Source organism: Pseudoalteromonas sp. TB51, from assembly GCF_000498055.1.
Taxonomy (GTDB): domain Bacteria; phylum Pseudomonadota; class Gammaproteobacteria; order Enterobacterales; family Alteromonadaceae; genus Pseudoalteromonas; species Pseudoalteromonas atlantica.
Genome location: NZ_AUTO01000125.1, coordinates 1 through 18169, shown reverse-complemented (window position 1 = coordinate 18169; position 18169 = coordinate 1). Strand labels below are relative to the sequence as shown.

12 protein-coding genes and 2 pseudogenes are annotated in these 18169 nt (G+C 41.2%); 10 read left to right on the top strand and 4 right to left on the bottom strand.

Annotated elements, in window-relative coordinates; translation table 11 throughout:
* The 4 genes and pseudogenes from L650_RS0106370 to mnmC form a co-directional block, all read right to left on the bottom strand.
* A partial coding sequence (locus tag L650_RS0106370; RefSeq protein ID WP_085065433.1) for a hypothetical protein occupies positions 1–1050 on the bottom strand: 1050 nt, incomplete at its 3' end.
* 356 nt (positions 1051–1406) lie between these two features.
* Positions 1407–2042, bottom strand: coding sequence for an NAD(P)-binding oxidoreductase (locus tag L650_RS0106365; RefSeq protein ID WP_029772570.1), 636 nt, complete (start codon positions 2040–2042; stop codon positions 1407–1409).
* Positions 2043–2211: 169 nt separating this feature from the next.
* A complete protein-coding gene (locus L650_RS0106360) occupies positions 2212–2535 on the bottom strand; it encodes a hypothetical protein (protein WP_029772569.1) in 324 nt (107 codons plus the stop codon).
* A 269-nt stretch (positions 2536–2804) separates the two neighbouring features.
* Positions 2805–4816, bottom strand: a pseudogene (mnmC, locus tag L650_RS0106355) (bifunctional tRNA (5-methylaminomethyl-2-thiouridine)(34)-methyltransferase MnmD/FAD-dependent 5-carboxymethylaminomethyl-2-thiouridine(34) oxidoreductase MnmC).
* A 181-nt stretch (positions 4817–4997) separates the two neighbouring features.
* Here mnmC and fabB point away from each other — a divergent pair.
* The 10 genes and pseudogenes from fabB to L650_RS24085 form a co-directional block, all read left to right on the top strand.
* A complete protein-coding gene (fabB, locus tag L650_RS0106350) occupies positions 4998–6212 on the top strand; it encodes a beta-ketoacyl-ACP synthase I (RefSeq protein ID WP_004588393.1) in 1215 nt (404 codons plus the stop codon).
* Positions 6213–6324: 112 nt separating this feature from the next.
* Positions 6325–7446, top strand: coding sequence for a 4-phosphoerythronate dehydrogenase (locus tag L650_RS0106345; protein WP_029772568.1), 1122 nt, complete (start codon positions 6325–6327; stop codon positions 7444–7446).
* A 45-nt stretch (positions 7447–7491) separates the two neighbouring features.
* The gene (locus tag L650_RS0106340; RefSeq protein WP_029772567.1) at positions 7492–8508 is read left to right on the top strand and encodes an aspartate-semialdehyde dehydrogenase; all 1017 of its coding nucleotides are present in this window, start codon (positions 7492–7494) and stop codon (positions 8506–8508) included.
* 352 nt (positions 8509–8860) lie between these two features.
* Positions 8861–13294 carry a FimV/HubP family polar landmark protein gene (locus tag L650_RS0106335; protein WP_029772566.1) on the top strand — a complete coding sequence of 1478 codons (4434 nt, stop codon included), beginning with the start codon at positions 8861–8863 and terminating at the stop codon, positions 13292–13294.
* Between the two features lie 270 nt (positions 13295–13564).
* Positions 13565–14359 (top strand): tRNA pseudouridine(38-40) synthase TruA, encoded by a 795-nt coding sequence (gene truA, locus L650_RS0106330; protein WP_024032248.1) that lies wholly within the window; start codon positions 13565–13567, stop codon positions 14357–14359.
* A 140-nt stretch (positions 14360–14499) separates the two neighbouring features.
* The gene (gene accD, locus L650_RS0106325; protein ID WP_024032247.1) at positions 14500–15375 is read left to right on the top strand and encodes an acetyl-CoA carboxylase, carboxyltransferase subunit beta; all 876 of its coding nucleotides are present in this window, start codon (positions 14500–14502) and stop codon (positions 15373–15375) included.
* Between the two features lie 25 nt (positions 15376–15400).
* Complete coding sequence (gene folC / locus L650_RS0106320) at positions 15401–16666, top strand: bifunctional tetrahydrofolate synthase/dihydrofolate synthase (protein WP_029772565.1); 1266 nt, start codon at positions 15401–15403, stop codon at positions 16664–16666.
* 11 nt (positions 16667–16677) lie between these two features.
* A complete protein-coding gene (locus L650_RS0106315) occupies positions 16678–17313 on the top strand; it encodes an SPOR domain-containing protein (protein ID WP_029772564.1) in 636 nt (211 codons plus the stop codon).
* A 171-nt stretch (positions 17314–17484) separates the two neighbouring features.
* The gene (locus L650_RS0106310) at positions 17485–17979 is read left to right on the top strand and encodes a CvpA family protein (RefSeq protein ID WP_004586885.1); all 495 of its coding nucleotides are present in this window, start codon (positions 17485–17487) and stop codon (positions 17977–17979) included.
* Between the two features lie 18 nt (positions 17980–17997).
* Positions 17998–18169: pseudogene (locus L650_RS24085) on the top strand (amidophosphoribosyltransferase); the annotation flags it as partial.

Below are 18169 nucleotides of genomic sequence, written 5' to 3'. Positions count from 1 at the left end.
GGCTAGCTTCATTTTTATCGACCTTACTTTCATTTTAATACTAATAATAATAAGCGTTAAAAACGACATTAAGCTAATTAGTAGAGTTAAATCTAATATCGGTGACTTGGCGAGTTGTGTGTTTGTAGGCGTGACGGGCAAAGCGTCAGGCTTATTTTGTTGTTGCCTAATGTAGCTTTGGCTTATCCAATCAACGGCGTTGATCCATTGAATTTTATCAGGGTTATCATTACCAAGCTTGCTCATTACATGGGCGTCGTTATTAAGCGATTTAGCAAGGTTAATTAATTGCTCCCAAAATACATGTTCAGTGCCTAGCGCATCTATTTCTTGTAGGTGCTGCTTTAACCTTTCTGCGCCCATGCTGTTTATATTTGGTTGCTTTAGAATTTTTGCGTAACTGTTTATATGCGTTGAAAAACGAGCAAAATAGCTATCAATTTTTTGCTGCGCCCCTTGGTTAAGCTCATCTGTGTTGTGGGTGTTAGGCAAGGTGACTTCTGGGTGCTTTTTTTGATTTGCTAAGTACTGCTTATAATGAACGTAATTTAATGTTGTTGAGGGCGAAGCTGATGAGCTGTCTATCATACTCATTTTAAGTGTGTTAAAGCTTATTACTGCTGAGTAAATAAGGCAGATGAATAATAAGCTATAACAAAAAAATAATGCGCTTTGCAGTGCTAATTTGGGCAAGGCGGTTGGGCTATTTACGCCGGACTTTTTAATGCTGGTTATTGTATTAGCTATGTTTTTTACTGCTGGCTCATTGCGAGCAACAACCAGTTTAGTACCCGCGGCACTTTGGGGTGCCCTTACACTTGCGTGCGGTTCTACTTTGGTGATTAAACCAAAACTTTTTAGTTTAGATTCTGTTTTAACTGCATCAATACTCGATAGGTCTTTGACGAGTGCGTAGGCTCGGCCATCAAATAATTTTACAGCGACATTATGGGGAATTTTTAAAAACTGACAGAGTTGCTCTTGTACGGTACTAATGTCAGCATTTTGGTGTAACTGACCATTAAAAATAATTTTAAATGAGGCGCTCACGCTATGTCCTTATTCGTGCAACTTCCATTGAGGAATTTTTATTATTGTTTTATACACGGCATTAACGTACCAGATAAAATAGGGGGGTTCTAGTATTTAACCTTATTAAACTAGTAAAAAAGCCTGAATAAAATTTACTCTGTTGAGTTTTTAACGCATTGTTTTGTGGTAATTTTAGTGGAAGTGCTTGTTTTTCATGTTGTTTTATTAGGAACATGGTGTGTAGGCTTTTATAAAGCGATTTAAACGAGTTGTTTACATTTAATAAATATAGTGAAGCAAGGGAGGGCGCGTGCGATTTAGCATTTAAATACGTTGCCCTTTGTAAGGGGGTTTACAAAGGGCAACCAGAGTGTTTATTTTACAGCTGCTTTAATGGGCGTTTCGCCGTCAAATAGTTCAAAAACACGGTTGCCATTAAATGCGTTAGTAGCAATATGTAATAGGGCATTGGCAACGTTTTCGCGGCTAATTTTAGCTTTAGAACGATCGTTTGGTCGCTCGGTGGTTACTTTCATTGAGGCGCTTTCATCGGTCAGCCCACCAGGGCGCACTATGGTGTAGTTTAAGCCACTGTTGATAAGGTGCTCATCGGCCATATGTTTGGCAACTAAGTAAGGTTTTAAGTCGCTTTCTATTGAGTCTGGATCGTCAGCGCCAATAGAGCTAATCATAATAAAATGCTTTACGCCATGCTCTTTGGCATACGTTGCTGCTTTCGTGGCTGCCCATAAATCAATTAGCACAGTTTTATCTGTGCCTGTACTCCCGCCCGAGCCAGCAGCAAAAATAACTTGATCGCAATCTTTTAACGCATCAGAAGAATCTCCTTCGAGATCTTGCTCCACAATGGTTAAAAATGGACTATCTAAATCATCTAACTTACTTTTATCACGCACTAATGCAGATACATTTTGCTCATTGTTTAAAAGCAACTTAGTTGCCATTTTACCAATTTGTCCGCTAGCGCCAATAATTAGGGTCTTACTCATAATTAATTCCTTCTCAATTTAGTGTAAAGGTATTTAGTACAAATAGACCTTGGGGTAGGCATTCGTTTTTAAAGGGTAAAACGCTGTTTTTCTCTACAAAGTGTTTATTTAAAAGTAAATAAAAATTGAGTCTGAACTGAGCATGAAAATTAGCCGCTTTTTACCGTGTTTATTCAATCATTATGCTGACTTCGGTAACATAATTATGATGGTATAAACTGATGCGAACAGCATGGTTTTGGTAGTTATAGTAAAGGGTGCGGTAGTTATTATCGCCTTTGCTGTTAATGGGATCACCAAGGGCCTGCTGATAAAATTTAGAAATAGCATCAATAGAAGCAGCTAAATACCCTGTTCTAACCAGCGGGTATTCGCCAGTTACATCCATGGTGGTGATAAATTCTTCAGGTAAGGGGATGGCGGTTACGTCTTGGCTAAATGTGTTAAACGATATAGCGGCGAGTAATGTTACAGCACAGGTTAAAGCTTTCATTGTTATCCTTTTATTGATACCCATCCACATTCATACATATGGTGCGCATTGGTTATATAATACCAGTGCGTAATAATACTTAATCATTTTGCGGTGCTAACCGTGTCGTTACCTGTTTTAAAAAATTCTTATTTAGAACAAATAAATAGTGAATTTTTTACCTAGCCATCAACACGTTTTTCCAGCCTCAAAATTGATCACTTAATTAAGCGAATTGGTATAAATTCCTTTTATAACTATTATTTTACGCAAAAAATGAATGATGTCATTTAAATTTTATTTCGTATTAAATCACGCACTATAAAACGCGCAGGGTGAATGGCCTGGCATACACGCTCGCTGAGTGGGCGTGGTTCATTATTTAACGTGCTAATAAAGTGCTCGCTTAATAACGGTGCACTGCATAATGCACGCGCTCCAAACCCAGTAAAAATATGTAAGCCTTGTTGTGGCTTGCATAGAGGTGAGTATTGATAGCGTTTACCTAGGCGTAAATTAGCAAAGGCGGTGCTGTAATCGCTTTGCTCACACCATTGCCCTGCCATTGGTAAGTGATCTATAAACGTGCAGCGCACAGCTGCTTTAGCACAGGTGATGTCACCTAATGTGGTGGCAAAGTCGCTTTGATGGTAAAAGCTAAGTAGTTGCTCATGGTTTAGCTGGTTGTCTTTTTCTGTAACGGCGCGACTTTTTGTGTTTTTTTCAAATGTAGCGCCCATACAGTGTTTACCTAAATAGGCGGGGGTAAAATAACCTTTATGGCACAACACGGTTTTAAGCTGCTTAGATTGTTCACTCGCTTGAATATGCGATACTTGACCACGCACCCCTACAATAGGTAATGCGTTTGTTTGTTCAAACGCATCGCTATGCTCACCTGCACATATTATTACATCACTAAAAGGGCCATATTGGGTATGCTTGTGGGTTAAATACCAGCCTGCATCGGTTTTAGTAAGTTGCTGTATATGGCAATTAAAATAGCTATTAATAGGGTTAAGGCTATTGGCTGCTTTTAGCATTGCCTCAACTAGCTGGGGTGGGTTTACCCAACCGCCTTGCTCAAAATAAACGCCGGAGTAGCCGGTTTTTACGCCTGCCAGTTTATCTCCTTGCTCTACAGTTACATTGCGCATTAAGGCTTGAGGCCATAACTGTTTTTGTTCTAAGTTTTGATGTTTATCGGCAAGAGGCTTTTTTACCGCATGTTGCAGCACACCGCACCAGCTATAATCAAAATTAAAGCCGTTTTTTAGTAGTTGCAGGTAACTGCGTTTAGCGTATAAAAAACTGTGCGCAAATAATTCACTATGAGGTGAGTTTTTAGCTTGCAGATGGGGGTAAACCGCGCCTTGTACGTTATGTGAAGCACCCATAGCTGGTTTTTCATCTTGGCAAAATAGGCTACTTTTAATGCCACGCTTAGCCAAGCTGTGCAAAATACAGCTACTCGCAATCCCGCCGNGCCAATTACAGCAACATGCTCTAGCTTGGCAGGGGGTTGTTCAAAGTACGGGGGTGATGACTGTGCACTATTAGCGTGTGCTAATTGGCCTATCAGCATTTCGCGTTTACGGCCAAAGCCTTTCGCTTTTTGCATGCTAAAGCCTGCAGCTGTTAAGCCTCGGCGTACAAAACCTGCAGCGGTAAATGTGGCAAGTGTTGCATGCTTGCGCGATATATCAACCATGGCATTAAACACACTTTGTTGCCACATGTCAGGGTTTTTACTTGGTGCAAAGCCATCTAAAAACCACGCATCGACCACCCCTGATTGCGGGTAGCTCATTGCATTTATTGAATCAAGCACGTCGCCAAAATACAAATCAAGAATAACTTGGCCGTTATTAAATTCTATGCGATGACAGCCGCCTAAATTTATAGGGTAATGTGTTATTAATTCATCACTAAGCTTGTTTAATGTTGGCCACGCTTGCAGTGCTTTTTTTAGATCATCAGCATTAAGCGGGTATTTTTCAAACGAAATAAAATGCAATCGCTTAACCCGTTTGTCTACTTGATTTTGAACTTGTTGATTGGCAAGGTGGTCATTAAAGTGTTGCCATGCATTTAAAAAGTTTAAACCAGTACCAAAACCGGTTTCGGCAATAACAAAATGCGTTTGGTCATGATTTTGTAACCGCGCCTCTATATTGTTTTGTTGATAAAACACGTAATGCGATTCAGCAAGGCCGTCGTCATTAGAAAAATAAACATCGTCAAAGTTATCGGCTACCGGTGTGCCTACTTCATTAAAGTGTATTTGGGCGTTTTTTATCATGACTTATTAAATTTTTAGACAGTATTTTTTAATTATTTTACGGGTTTTCTTTGAAATAGTCTGGCGTTATTTATAAGCTATTAAATTCAGAGTACAGGTGTACGCTAGAAAGCTGACCACTTAACACCTAAAAACAGCGTAAAATACACAGTAATTTAGTATCAAGCTAAGGGAATTACCCATGAGAAGAGCCGTAATTACGGGTATCGGTGTTGTATCAAGCATCGGTAATAACAAACAAGAAGTATTAGAGTCACTAAAAGCGGGCAAAAGCGGTATTGCTTTTAACCAAGAATTTGCCGATTACAACTTACGCAGTAATGTATCGGGAAAAATTGATATTGATGTTAAAGAACACGTAGACCGTAAAGCAATGCGCTTTATGGGTGATGCTGCTGCTTACTCTTATATTTCTATGAAGCAAGCAATTGAAGATGCTGGCTTATCAGATGAGCAAGTATCTAATGAGCGCACGGGTTTATTAGTTGGCTCTGGTGGTGGCTCTTCAAAGTGGCAAGTAGAAGCGGCCGATATTTTGCGCGAAAAAGGCGTAAAGCGTGTAGGTCCTTATATGGTTCCGCGTACGATGGCAAGCACGACATCGGCTTGTTTAGCAACGCCATTTAAAATTAAAGGCGTTAACTATTCTATAAGCTCTGCGTGTGCAACATCTGCACATTGTATTGGCCACGCTGTTGAGCAAATTCAATTAGGCAAGCAAGATGTTATTTTTGCCGGTGGTGGTGAAGAGCTTCACTGGACTCTTGCAATGGAATTTGACGCAATGGGCGCGTTATCTACCAAATATAACGAAACACCAGAAAAAGCATCACGTACGTACGATGCAAACCGCGATGGTTTTGTTATTTCTGCTGGTGGCGGTATTGTTGTAGTAGAAGAGCTTGAGCATGCACTTGCTCGTGGCGCACATATTTACGCAGAAATTGTAGGCTACGGTGCTACATCTGATGGCTACGACATGGTAGCACCTTCAGGTGAAGGCGCAGTACGCTGTATGCGCCAAGCAATGCAAGGTGTTGATACACCAATTGATTACTTAAACACGCACGGTACCTCTACGCCAGTAGGCGATGTTAAAGAGCTAGGCGCTATTCAAGAAGTGTTTGGTGGTAACTCGCCGCTTATTAGTGCGACTAAATCATTAACGGGTCACGCACTAGGTGCTGCGGGTGTTCACGAAGCTATTTTCTCAATTTTAATGATGGAAAACGACTTTGTAGCGCCATCTATTAACGTAGATGAGCTAGATGAGCAAGCACAAGGCCTTAACATTGTAACTGAGCGCCGTGATGCACAGCTTAATACTGTTATGTCTAATAGCTTTGGTTTTGGTGGTACAAACGCCACATTAGTTATGAGCAAATATAAAGGTTAATTCGTTTTCTCTTTATAGTGATTAAAAGCCGAGCATTGCTCGGCTTTTTAGTTTGTGTAATGGCTCGGTTGTTCGTTACAATAGCGCCTCATTTTGCCATACGGACTCCCCAATGAAGATTCTTGCCGATCAAAACATGCCTTTAGTTGAGCAGTATTTTGCAGACTTTGGTGAGGTAACGCGCTTTGATGGACGAAACTTAACAGCCGATGCGTTAATTGATGTTGATGTATTACTTACGCGTTCGGTTACTAAAGTAAACAGTGACTTGCTTGCCCACGCTAATAAATTAAGCTTTGTAGGTACCGCCACTATTGGTGTTGATCATATAGATACACAGTTACTAAACGATAAAGGCATTGCCTTTAGTAGTGCCCCAGGTTGCAATGCAGTGGCGGTGGCTGAGTATGTAATAAGTAGCTTGTTTGCCTTAAGCCAAGAAAACGCAGTCCCTTTATGTGGTCAAACAATAGGTATTGTTGGGGTGGGTAACATTGGCAGCTGTTTAGCACAAAAACTAAAAGCACTTAATGTTGATGTTTTATTATGTGACCCAATTAAACATGAGCAGGGCTTATTAGCCGAGCATGTTGAGCTTGACGAACTACTTGAGCGCGTAGATGCGGTTACCTTTCATGTACCGCTGATTAAAACCGGTGAGCACAAAACGCATCATTTAATTGATGAAAAACGCCTTAAAGCGTTAAAGCCTGGGTTAGTAGTTATAAATGCGAGCCGCGGAGAAGTAATTGATAATCAAGCTTTGTTATCGGTTATGGAGCAAGGGGCAGACTTAGATTTGGTTTTGGATGTTTGGGAAAACGAGCCTAACATTTTAATTCCATTGCTTGATCATGTGCGCTATGCCAGCGTGCACATTGCCGGCCATACTCTTGAAGGAAAAGCCCGCGGCACACAAATGCTGTACCAAGCATTGTGTAAATTAAAAGGCGTAACCGCAGAAAAATCTCTCGCTGATTTTTTACCACAACCTGCTGTTACAAGCCTAAGTTTACAAAGCAGCTTTACTGAGGCTGATATTGCGCGTTTAGTGCATTTAATTTACGACGTACGCCGTGATGATGGCATTTTGCTGCGCAACTTAGCAAAAGACGGGTTTGATAGTTTACGTAAAAACTACCCAGTAAGGCGTGAGTTTAGCACTTTAACGGTAAAAGGGAGTGCACAGCATACAGATGCACTCGCTCAGCTTGGCTTTAACACCGCAAACTAATTTAACTAGTAGTGTTGTTTTAACACTGCTTAAAGAGGATAAAATATGTCGCAAAAATATAACGTTGCTGTACTTGGCGCTACAGGCTTAGTAGGTCGTCAAATTATTGAAACCCTGGAAGATCGTAAATTTCCGGTAGACCAACTTTTTTTACTAGCCAGTAGCCGCAGCGCAGGTGAAGACATAAAGTTTCGTGGTGAAACCATTGAAGTGCAAGACGTAGAAGGCTTTGACTTTAGCCAAGCACACATAGGTTTGTTTTCAGCTGGTGGCAGTGTATCAGAAAAATACGCGCCAATTGCAGCCGATGCGGGCTGTGTTGTAATTGATAACACCTCACATTTTAGAAATGATTTTGAAGTACCGCTAGTGGTACCAGAAGTTAATGCAGCCAGCCTTGAAGACTTTAGAAATCGCAATATTATTGCAAACCCTAACTGCTCTACTATTCAAATGATGCTAGCGCTTAAACCAATTTACGACGCCTACGGTATTGACCGCATTAATGTATCTACCTACCAAGCTGTATCTGGTGCAGGCAAAGAAGCCGTAGATGAATTAGCAAAACAAACAGCTAATTTAATGAATGCTCGCCCAATGGAAAACGAAATTTTTCCTAAGCAAATTGCATTTAACGTTATCCCTCAAATAGATACCTTTGAAGATAACGGCTACACGCGCGAAGAAATGAAAATGGTAAACGAAACGCATAAAATTTTGGGTGATACCACTATTGCAGTTAACCCAACCTGTGTACGTGTACCGGTATTTTTTGGCCACTCTGAGTCAATCAACATTGAAACACGCATGCCGTATGACTTTGAGCACGTTAAACAGCTTTTAAATGATGCCCCAGGAGTCGAGCTTATTGAAGATGAGGGCGATTACCCAACCGCGGTTTCAGACGCTAGTGGTAATGATACAGTTTACGTAGGCCGCTTACGCGCCGATATTTCGCACCCTCATGGTTTAAATATGTGGGTTGTAAGTGATAACACCCGTAAAGGGGCTGCCACTAATAGTGTGCAAATAGCAGAAGAGTTAATCGTTAACTACTTATAAATACCCGCTAATATTGTGTGTAAATTAAGCGGCAAACTTTTATAGTTTGCCGCTTTTGTATTTAAGGGAGCCAAATTATTGCCGCTTAGCGTTGCTACTAAACTAAACGCCTTGATCTATCACGATAAAATAGTATTAAGAATAAAGTTTTAAGGTATTTATTTTCAAAGCGTTGCAATGGATATTAGGCCGCAACTGGTTTATAGTTTGTAACTGGAATAGAGCTTGCAATAAAAATAGATTGTAATAACAAATGTAGACCAGCTATTTGGCTGGTTACGGCAAGAATAATTAATGTTGAGCAGCTAAATAAATAGCAAAGCATTTAACATTTACACATTAAAGGATCAGCATGCGCGGTTTAGCTTCACTTATTATATTAGCGTCTGCATTGGTAGTAACTCCAATTTACTCTCAAGACAGCACCCAATTAAAGGGGCCAAAAGGCGCTGACTATGGTGCGCAAGGGCGATCAATAGGGCCTATAAAGCCAACCGATACACTATGGCGTATTGCTGCCAAAGTACGCCCAGATAACTCAGTTAGTATCTACCAAGTTATGCAGGCCTTGTATAACAAAAACCCTAATTCTTTTTTAGAACAAAACCTAAACCACATGCAAAGTGGTGCATATTTAAAAATACCCACCTTAGCGGAAATTAGACGCGTAAATCCACAGCTTGCTAAACAACGCTCAGAGCAAGATGACGCGCTGTGGGAAAAAAAGAAAAATGGCACACTAACCACCAGTGAAATTAACGCCGCGCAAACTAAAGTAACACAAGCTCGTAAAGCCGATGTTGACGACGCTAAAAAAGAAATTCAAAAAGAATTAAATGAAATAAAAACGCAGCAAGGTAATAAGCTTGTTGAGCTGCAGCAGCAATTTAAAAGCTCGGTTAATAATGTAGAAGAAATATTAGCTGAGAATAATAACCTCAAAAAACAATTGTCGGGTATTTCAAAAGAGCTTGCCAATGTAAAAGAACAGCTAGGTCAAGACAGCGAAATTCAAAAACAGCTAAAAGAGCTAATAGAAAAACAAAACGAAATAATAGCTCAGCAAAAAGTGCAAGAAGTACCAAAAGAAGAACCTTTTGACCTAGGCGCTTTAATGTCTAACCCACTTGTGCTTATTTTATTAATGACCATTCCTGCGTTATTAATTATTTTTACAGTGGTGATGTTTTTACGAAAGCGCGCCAATAGAGACGAAGAAACTCAAGATGACGATGATTTTCTGCCACAAACGCCCAGCTTTACCGAAGACGAGCCGCAAAGTAATGATGCGTTAGACGATCCAATCATTCCTGACCCTCTTGATGATTTAGATATTCAACTAGATGACAATCATAGCAACGATATTTTGCCAGAGGATGATATTGCATTTGATGATTCTCTCGATGATGCGTTAGACGATGAATTTTCTGATTCAGAAAACTTGCTCGATCAAGACGAATTAGAAAGCCTATTAAGTGATGATATTGTTTTTGATGACGAAGGCAGTGAAGGGGACGAGTTAGACGTTTTCATGCAGCAGGGCTTTGATGAACCTGTAGATGAAAAACAAGATGATGAAATTGACCTTGATTTAGATGATACAAAAGATTCGGACGATATTTTAAGCAGTGACGACCTAGACGATTTATTTGACGAGGACGATAGCCTGCCTGAAATTGACTTGCCTGAGGTTGAGCAACCTACCGCAGATAGCAGCTTAGAAAGCAATGATGAGTTGGCCGCCTTAAGCGAAGAGCTAGCCCAAGAAGAGGATGATGACTTTGATATTGATGAATTATTAGATCAACAAGCTGATACAGAATCACCAAAAGACGATGACTTTGATTTAGACGACATAGACAGCTTAATTGATGAAGCCGGCGATACAACCGAAGAAACCCCTGCTGATGCTGCGCTGGTTGAAGAAAACGATGACTTTGATTTAGACGACATAGACAGCTTAATTGATGAAGCGGGCGATACACCTGATGAAACCCCTGCTGATGCGCTGGTTGAAGAAAACGATGACTTTGATTTAGACGACATAGACAGCTTAATTGATGAAGCGGGCGATACACCTGATGAAGCCCCTGCTGATGCGCTAGTTGAAGAAAGCGATGACTTTGATTTAGACGACATAGACAGCTTAATTGATGAAGCGGGCGGTACACCTAATGAAACCCCTGCTGATGCGCTAGTTGAAGAAAGCGATGACTTTGATTTAGACGACATAGATAGCCTAATTGATGAAGCCGGCGATACAACCGAAGAAACCCCTGCTGATGCGCTAGTTGAAGAAAGCGATGACTTTGATTTAGACGACATAGACAGCTTAATTGATGAAGCCGGCGATACAACCGAAGAAGCTCCTGCTGATGCGCTAGTTGAAGAAAGCGATGACTTTGATTTAGACGACATAGACAGCTTAATTGATGAAGTTGAAGATTCATCTGCCGCTCAAGTAGCAACAGATAATAATACTGAGCGAGATATTGATAGCGCATTAGCTGATTCAGTCGAAGATCTAGCTGATGCACAGGAAGATTTTGACGAAGATGATATTGAAACATTAGCGTCTTCACTTATTGATGAGCCAGAGCTTCTCGAGGAACCAGAGCTTGTAGAAGAGCCTGAGCTTTTAGAAGAGCCCGAGCTTGTAGAAGAGCCTGAGCTTTTAGAAGAGCCTGACCTCGAAGAAGAGCCTGAGCTTGTAGATGAGCCTGAGCTTGAAGAGGAGCCTGAGCTTGAAGAGGAGCCTGAGCTTGAAGAGGAGCCTGAGCTTGAAGAAGAGCCAGAACTTGAAGAAGAGCCTGAACTTGTAGAAGAGCCTGAACTTGTAGAAGAGCCTGAACTTGTAGAAGAGCCTGAACTTGTAGAAGAGCCTGAACTTGTAGAAGAACCTGAACTTGTAGAAGAACCTGAACTTGAAGAAGAACCTGAACTTGTAGAAGAACCTGAACTTGAAAAAGAACCTGAACTTGAAGAAGAACCAGAGCTCGAAGAAGAGCCTGAACTCGAAGAAAAACCAGAGCTTGCAGATGAGCCTGAGCTTGCAGACGAGCCAGAACTTCGCGAGGAACCAGAGCTTGATGCTGACTTGCTTGAAAACACTGACTTTACAGATAGTTCAGAAACCTTACTCGACCCAGAGGATGCACAGGAAGAGTACACCGACGATACCCTAAAAAGTGTTGATGAATTACTCAACGAGCTACAGCAGGCTACAGACGAAGACTATGTTGAAAACCCTGATTGGGCGTTAGATGATCTTGATGATGACATTGAAGAGGTAGAGGTTGATTTAGGTGACGATCCGCTTGATTCACAAGAAACACCAGCGAGTCCGCTTTTAGATACCCAACCTGAAAATGATGCTGTAAATGATACGCTTAGTGATGATATAGACTTTTCAGATGATAAGCCCGAGACGTTAGATGTAACAGAGCAACAGCAATATCTTCCTGATGAGTTATTGGGAGATGAGCTTGATGGTGATGCAACAGGCATGCAGCCAAGCCAAGCTGAACAAGACTTAGCAAACGCACTTTCAGGCAGTGAATTAGATAGCTTAGAAGACGACTTTGATGATGAGTTACTCATTGATAACGATTTTTCAGAGCCAGAACTTGAGCCGAAGCATACCGATGGTATAGGTGCAGATGATAACCACGCTCAAGTGCCGTCATCACCAGATGAATTAACTGATGATGAAAGCGAGCTAGATTTATCTGAAAATACGGATGAAGACGAAGGGGTTTTCGATGATGATTTATTGCAAAGCGTTGATGAGCTAGACGATGAGCTCAATGCATTATTAGATGAGCAAGTAACTCCAAGTGAAGAACTTGACGAGTACCCTGAGTTAGAGCTTGATAACGATGACGAAATTGATTTAGATGATCAGCAATCATATAGTCCGCAAGAGTTACAAGGTGATGAACTTGATGGACAAGCAAGCGGTATGGCGCCAAGCCAAGCTGAGCAAGACTTAGCAAATGCACTTGCTGGTAACACTGGTATTGATGCGTTAGAAGCCGACCTAGATGACGAGCCTCTGATTGACGATGAGCTTGATGCGCCTTTACCGCAAGATGAACCTCTAGGTGAAGCGCAAGCAACGGATAGTGCGCAGGAACAGCCTGATTTTGACGATGCAATTTTAGAACAAGCACTTTCAGAAGACGTTGAAGATGAAATAACAAATTCGCAATTAGAAGCCGAGCTAACACAGGCAGCTGATGATCAAACTAATGAAGACGTTATACCCGACGAGCAGCTAGACGATGAGTTTATGGCTGACCTAACGCAAACCGATTTTGATGCGTTGCTTAGTGAGTTAGGTGAACCGGATGAGTTAAATTTAGAAGATAGCAGCGAATTTGATGTCGACTTTGATAGCCTATTAAACGAAGACTTAGACACTGAAGTTGAAGCGAAAGCGGTGCAAGAAGAGCCTTCGCAAAGTGATCAGCAGGCTACAACCGATGATTTTGTTGATATTGACGCGCTACTTGAGCAAAGCGATGACTCAGTACTTGAGCACGAGCCCTATGACGAGGTTAATATGGACGTAGGGTTAAGTGACTTTGATTCGTTACTTGCAGGCGATAACCCAACAGATGTTGACTTAGAAAGCGGTGGTTATTCTGCCAAGCTTGATTTGGCACGAGCATACATTGAAATTGACGACTTTGACTCAGCCCTTAAAGTGATTGAAGATGTTATTGAAAGTGGCCCTGAAGATGTACAAGAAGAAGCGAAAAGTTTAAAAGCTAAACTTAACTAGAGCATTCATGATTATAAAAACCGCATTAGCTTTGTTAATGCGGTTTTTTTATAGGTACGAATAACTCTAACCTATAAAAGCACTTAATTAGTTTTAGACGTTAATTAAACCCAAGACGTTAAAAGCTCACTAACTTATCGCTGTGTTTTATTGGGGTAAAATAAATTACTTAATTTTGCGAATAACTATAAATAGACGAGGTTACTTTTATTGCACCGCGAGATAGCATAAAATGCCCCGTTCATTAGCACAGTAGGTAAAGCAGTAATTATGCGAGTAGCACTTGGAGTTGAATACAACGGCGCACGTTACAGTGGGTGGCAACGTCAGTCTCATGTAAATAGCGTACAACAAGAAGTAGAAAAAGCGTTGTCGAGCATTTGTAATCATCCGGTTGAAATAGTGTGTGCGGGCCGCACAGATGCAGGTGTGCATGGCACTGGTCAAGTTGTACACTTTGAAACCCATGCTCCCCGTGAGATGGTTGCATTTACTATGGGAATGAACACGCTACTCCCTAAAGATATAGCGATTCGTTTTGCTCAACCTGTTAGTGAAGACTTTCATGCACGCTTTAGCGCAACAGCGCGTCGTTATCGTTATGTTATTTATAATTACGCTTATAGAGGCGCAGTTATGAATGAAGGCGTTACGCATTTTCATCACCCACTTGATGAAACAAAAATGCAAGAGGCGTGTCAGTACTTAATTGGCGAGCACGACTTTACCTCTTTTAGAGCGCTGCATTGCCAAGCTAATACAGCAAACAGAACTATTCATCATTTATCGGTACATCGCCAGGGCGATTACGTTATTATTGATATTAAAGCGAACGCTTTTTTACACCATATGGTGCGAAATATTACCGGCTGTTTGATGGATATAGGCCTACACAAGCACCAACCTATATGGTTAAAAGAGCTATTAGATTTAAAAGAACGTGCTAAAGCCAGTGCCACGGCTAAAGCCGCGGGTCTTTATTTAGTAGATGTAGATTACCCAGAGCACTTTAATATTCCTAAAACCCCACTAGGGCCATTATTTTTACCTGACTCGGAATGTTAGTGTTGAATTTATAAGCGTTTATCTAACTACTAAGACCAGTTTTTTATACCGTGTTTGTGTAATTCATGTTTTAATTGAAAAAATCTGTCTGCTACTTATTAGCAGACTCGCGACACAGAACAGCATTAAGAGAGTTGCAAATGAGTTGGTTAGAAAAAATCTTACCTAAAACGACTAAGTCGTCAGGTCGTAAAGAAATTCCAGAAGGCGTTTGGGCTAAATGTACAGCTTGCGATTCAATTTTATATAAAGCTGAACTAGAAAAATCATTAAACGTATGTCCTAAATGCGACCATCACATGCGTGTGAGCGGCCGTAAACGTTTAGAGCACTTTTTAGATGAAGGCGACCGCACGGAGCTTGGCACTGAGCACGAGCCTAAAGATGTATTAAAGTTTAAAGACTCTAAAAAATACTCAGACCGTATTAGCGCAGCCCAAAAATCAAGTGGCGAAAAAGACGCGTTAGTAGCAATGAAGGGCCGCTTAAAAGGTATTCCTGTTGCCGCGGTTGCTTTTGAATTCTCATTTATGGGTGGTTCAATGGCTTCGGTTGTAGGCGCACGTTTTGTTGATGCCGTAGACCAATGTTTAGAGCATAACATGCCATTAGTGTGTTTTTCTGCCTCAGGTGGTGCACGTATGCAAGAAGCACTTATGTCGCTTATGCAAATGGCTAAAACCAGCGCTGCGCTTGCTAAAATGAGCGAAAAAGGCCTGCCGTTTATATCAGTAATGACCGACCCAACCATGGGGGGTGTATCTGCATCATTAGCGATGTTAGGTGATATTAACGTAGCTGAGCCAAAAGCCTTAATTGGCTTTGCGGGTCCGCGCGTAATTGAGCAAACAGTACGTGAAACCTTGCCAGAAGGTTTTCAACGCAGTGAGTTCTTATTAGAGCACGGTGCAATTGATATGATTATTGACCGTCGTGAAATGCGCGACACATTAGCACGCGTACTTGCTAAATTTATGAACTTGCCTTCTACCGAACAAGAGCATAGAGTAGCGTAAATTTCAGCTTTACTGATTACACGCTATGACAAATACAATTCCTAGCCAATCATCAAGCCTTGATGATTGGCTTTGTTATTTAGAGAGTGTTCACCCTGCAAATATTGAAATGGGACTCGAACGCGTTGCTACTGTTGCAAATAACATTGGCTTATTAAACACTTCCAGCAAAATTATTCTTATTGGCGGCACAAACGGCAAAGGCACAACTGCACGCTGTTTAGAATCGCTATTACTTGCGCAAGGTTACAGCGTAGGTACGTATGCCTCTCCTCATTTAATTAGATACAACGAGCGTGTGCGCATAAATGGCCAAGAGCTTGATGATCAATACCATGTTGATGCCTTTAACACGCTAGAGCAAGGTCGCGCTAGCACGGCGCTTACGTATTTCGAATATGGCACACTAGGTGCGCTGGCTATTTTTAAACGCTTTGAAGTTGATTATGTGCTGCTTGAGGTTGGTTTGGGCGGGCGTTTTGATGCCACCAATATTGTTACACCTTATGCAAGCGTGATCACCACCATAGATTTAGATCATAAAGAATACCTAGGCGATACACGAGAGTTAGTTGCTTATGATAAAGCAGGTATATTTCGTCAAAACACGCCGGCTATTATTGGTGATTTAAACATACCACATACAATGACCGATTACGGTGCTGAGATTAAAGCAGACATGGTTATATCCGGTACTGATTTTATATTCCAAGAGCACGAAGCGCATTTTACATGGCAATATAAAAATTATAATTTGCTGTTAGATAAGCCAGCAATCCCTGCACAAAATGCAGCAACGGCCTTAACAACCCTAGCTGTGCTAAATTTATTGCCAAGTGATGAGGTAATTAAGCATTGTTTAGATAACTTAGTTGTTGAGGGGCGCTTTGAGCAGTTAAGCACTGCACCTTTAGTGTTTACCGATGTAGCTCACAACCCCGAATCTGCTCGTTATTTAGCACTAAAGCTTGCAAGCTATAAAGATAAAGGCTTTAAAATTCATGCATTAGTCGCTATGCTTGCTGATAAAGATAAAGCGGGTGTACTTAAAGAGGTAAGCCATGTAATTGATCACTGGTCTCTTACTAGCTTGCACATACCTCGTGGCGATAACGTTGAAAATATGGCCGCGGCGTTGCAAACTATACCTCATACAGGCACGCATGAACGCTATAATAGTGTGCACGATGCACTTAATGTAATTATGCCTACACAGCAAAGTGATACGCTTTTAATTGTGTTTGGGTCATTTTTTACTGTTGCAGATGCTATAAACTACTTTAAAAAATAGAGAGAAAGTCGGTGAACTCAGGTTTTATAAATCGTTTAGTCGGAACCAGTATTGTGGTGATCGCAGCAATTGTGTTTATTCCTAATATACTCGATGGCGAAAAGGTCCACTACAAAGAGGGCTTTAAAGCTATCCCTGAACGCTCTGAGTTTAAAACTATTGACCTTCAAGAGTCTATAGATGAAAAAGTAGCGCAGGCTGAGCCTTTAAAACAAGAGCAAATTGAAGACATAGCTGCCGATGACGATGTGCTGACAAGCAAACAAAGCCAATACGCAGCTGAGCCTGAAATAGTCGAAGCAAGCATAGAGCCTCAAACTGCGCCAGAGCCTGTAGCGAAAGCGCCAGAGCCGGTAAAAGCAAAACCTATTGCACCACGTAAAAGTGAAGAAAACCTCACTGATATGGCTTACGTAATTCAGCTAGGTAGTTTTTCCCATGCCGCCAATGTTAAGGCCTTACAAGCTAAGCTTAAAGCGAAAGGCTTTAAAACGTTTACAAAACCAATTAAAACGCCAAACGGCACATTGACTAAAGTGTTTGTTGGGCCCTCGCTTGATAAGGGGGAGCTGACCAAAAAGTTACCCGAGCTTAAAGCGCTTACCAAGTTAAACGGCAAAGTCACTCAATACAGCGTCTCTAATTGATTTTAAAAGGCCTTACTATAGTAAGGCTTTTTTTGTTTTTAAGGGCTAAAAATAGCCGTTAAAGTGATAAGTTTTTGTACGTGCTAGTTGCTGGTTATCTCCCGCTTTAACTTGCATATTAACGAGGTTTGGGTATAGAATGCGCCCCAAAATAGCGACTAATTGGTTAATATGATCTGGGTTGATTACGCCATTCTTGGCATCATTGCACTGTCTACCATCATCGGTTTAATACGCGGCTTTGTTAAAGAAGCTATGTCATTAGCAGTATGGGCTTGCGCATTTATCATCTCTAGTTTGTTTTACCAATATTTAGCTTCCTTCCTAACAAGTATTTCTGAACCCCTTTTAAGAAATGCGGCGGCCATTGCCATACTCTTCTTTGCGACGCTACTGTTAGGCGGTTTACTAAACTACATTTTAGGTGAGCTTGTACAACGTACTGGTTTATCTGGCACCGATCGTGTCTTCGGCATTGTTTTTGGTGCGTTACGAGGCGTGTTGGTCGTGAGCGCGTTACTCTTCTTTCTTGATGCTTTTACTGGTGCACCAAACACGCACTGGTGGGGCAATTCTATTTTGATTCCAGAATTTGGCTTTGTTGTTGAATGGTTCTTTTCGTACCTAGAAAACAACTCGAGCTTTTTAAATTCAGTAAACCGTTAATCGGCGAGGATAAATTACATGTGTGGTATCGTTGGGATAGTCGGAACATCTCCTGTTAATCAGGCGATTTATGATGGCTTAACTGTTTTGCAGCACCGAGGTCAAGATGCCGCGGGCATCATTACCATTGAAAACAATACGTTTAGCTTACGCAAAGCAAATGGCCTAGTAAAGGATGTGTTTCACACCC

Coding starts and splice junctions, on each gene's coding strand:
- L650_RS0106335 (WP_029772566.1), top strand. CDS start 8,861: ATGCGCGGTTTAGCTTCACTTATTATATTAGCGTCTGCATTGGTAGTA.
- L650_RS0106345 (WP_029772568.1), top strand. CDS start 6,325: ATGAAGATTCTTGCCGATCAAAACATGCCTTTAGTTGAGCAGTATTTT.
- truA (WP_024032248.1), top strand. CDS start 13,565: ATGCGAGTAGCACTTGGAGTTGAATACAACGGCGCACGTTACAGTGGG.
- folC (WP_029772565.1), top strand. CDS start 15,401: ATGACAAATACAATTCCTAGCCAATCATCAAGCCTTGATGATTGGCTT.
- fabB (WP_004588393.1), top strand. CDS start 4,998: ATGAGAAGAGCCGTAATTACGGGTATCGGTGTTGTATCAAGCATCGGT.
- L650_RS0106310 (WP_004586885.1), top strand. CDS start 17,485: ATGATCTGGGTTGATTACGCCATTCTTGGCATCATTGCACTGTCTACC.
- L650_RS0106340 (WP_029772567.1), top strand. CDS start 7,492: ATGTCGCAAAAATATAACGTTGCTGTACTTGGCGCTACAGGCTTAGTA.
- L650_RS0106365 (WP_029772570.1), bottom strand. CDS start 2,042: ATGAGTAAGACCCTAATTATTGGCGCTAGCGGACAAATTGGTAAAATG.
- L650_RS0106360 (WP_029772569.1), bottom strand. CDS start 2,535: ATGAAAGCTTTAACCTGTGCTGTAACATTACTCGCCGCTATATCGTTT.
- accD (WP_024032247.1), top strand. CDS start 14,500: ATGAGTTGGTTAGAAAAAATCTTACCTAAAACGACTAAGTCGTCAGGT.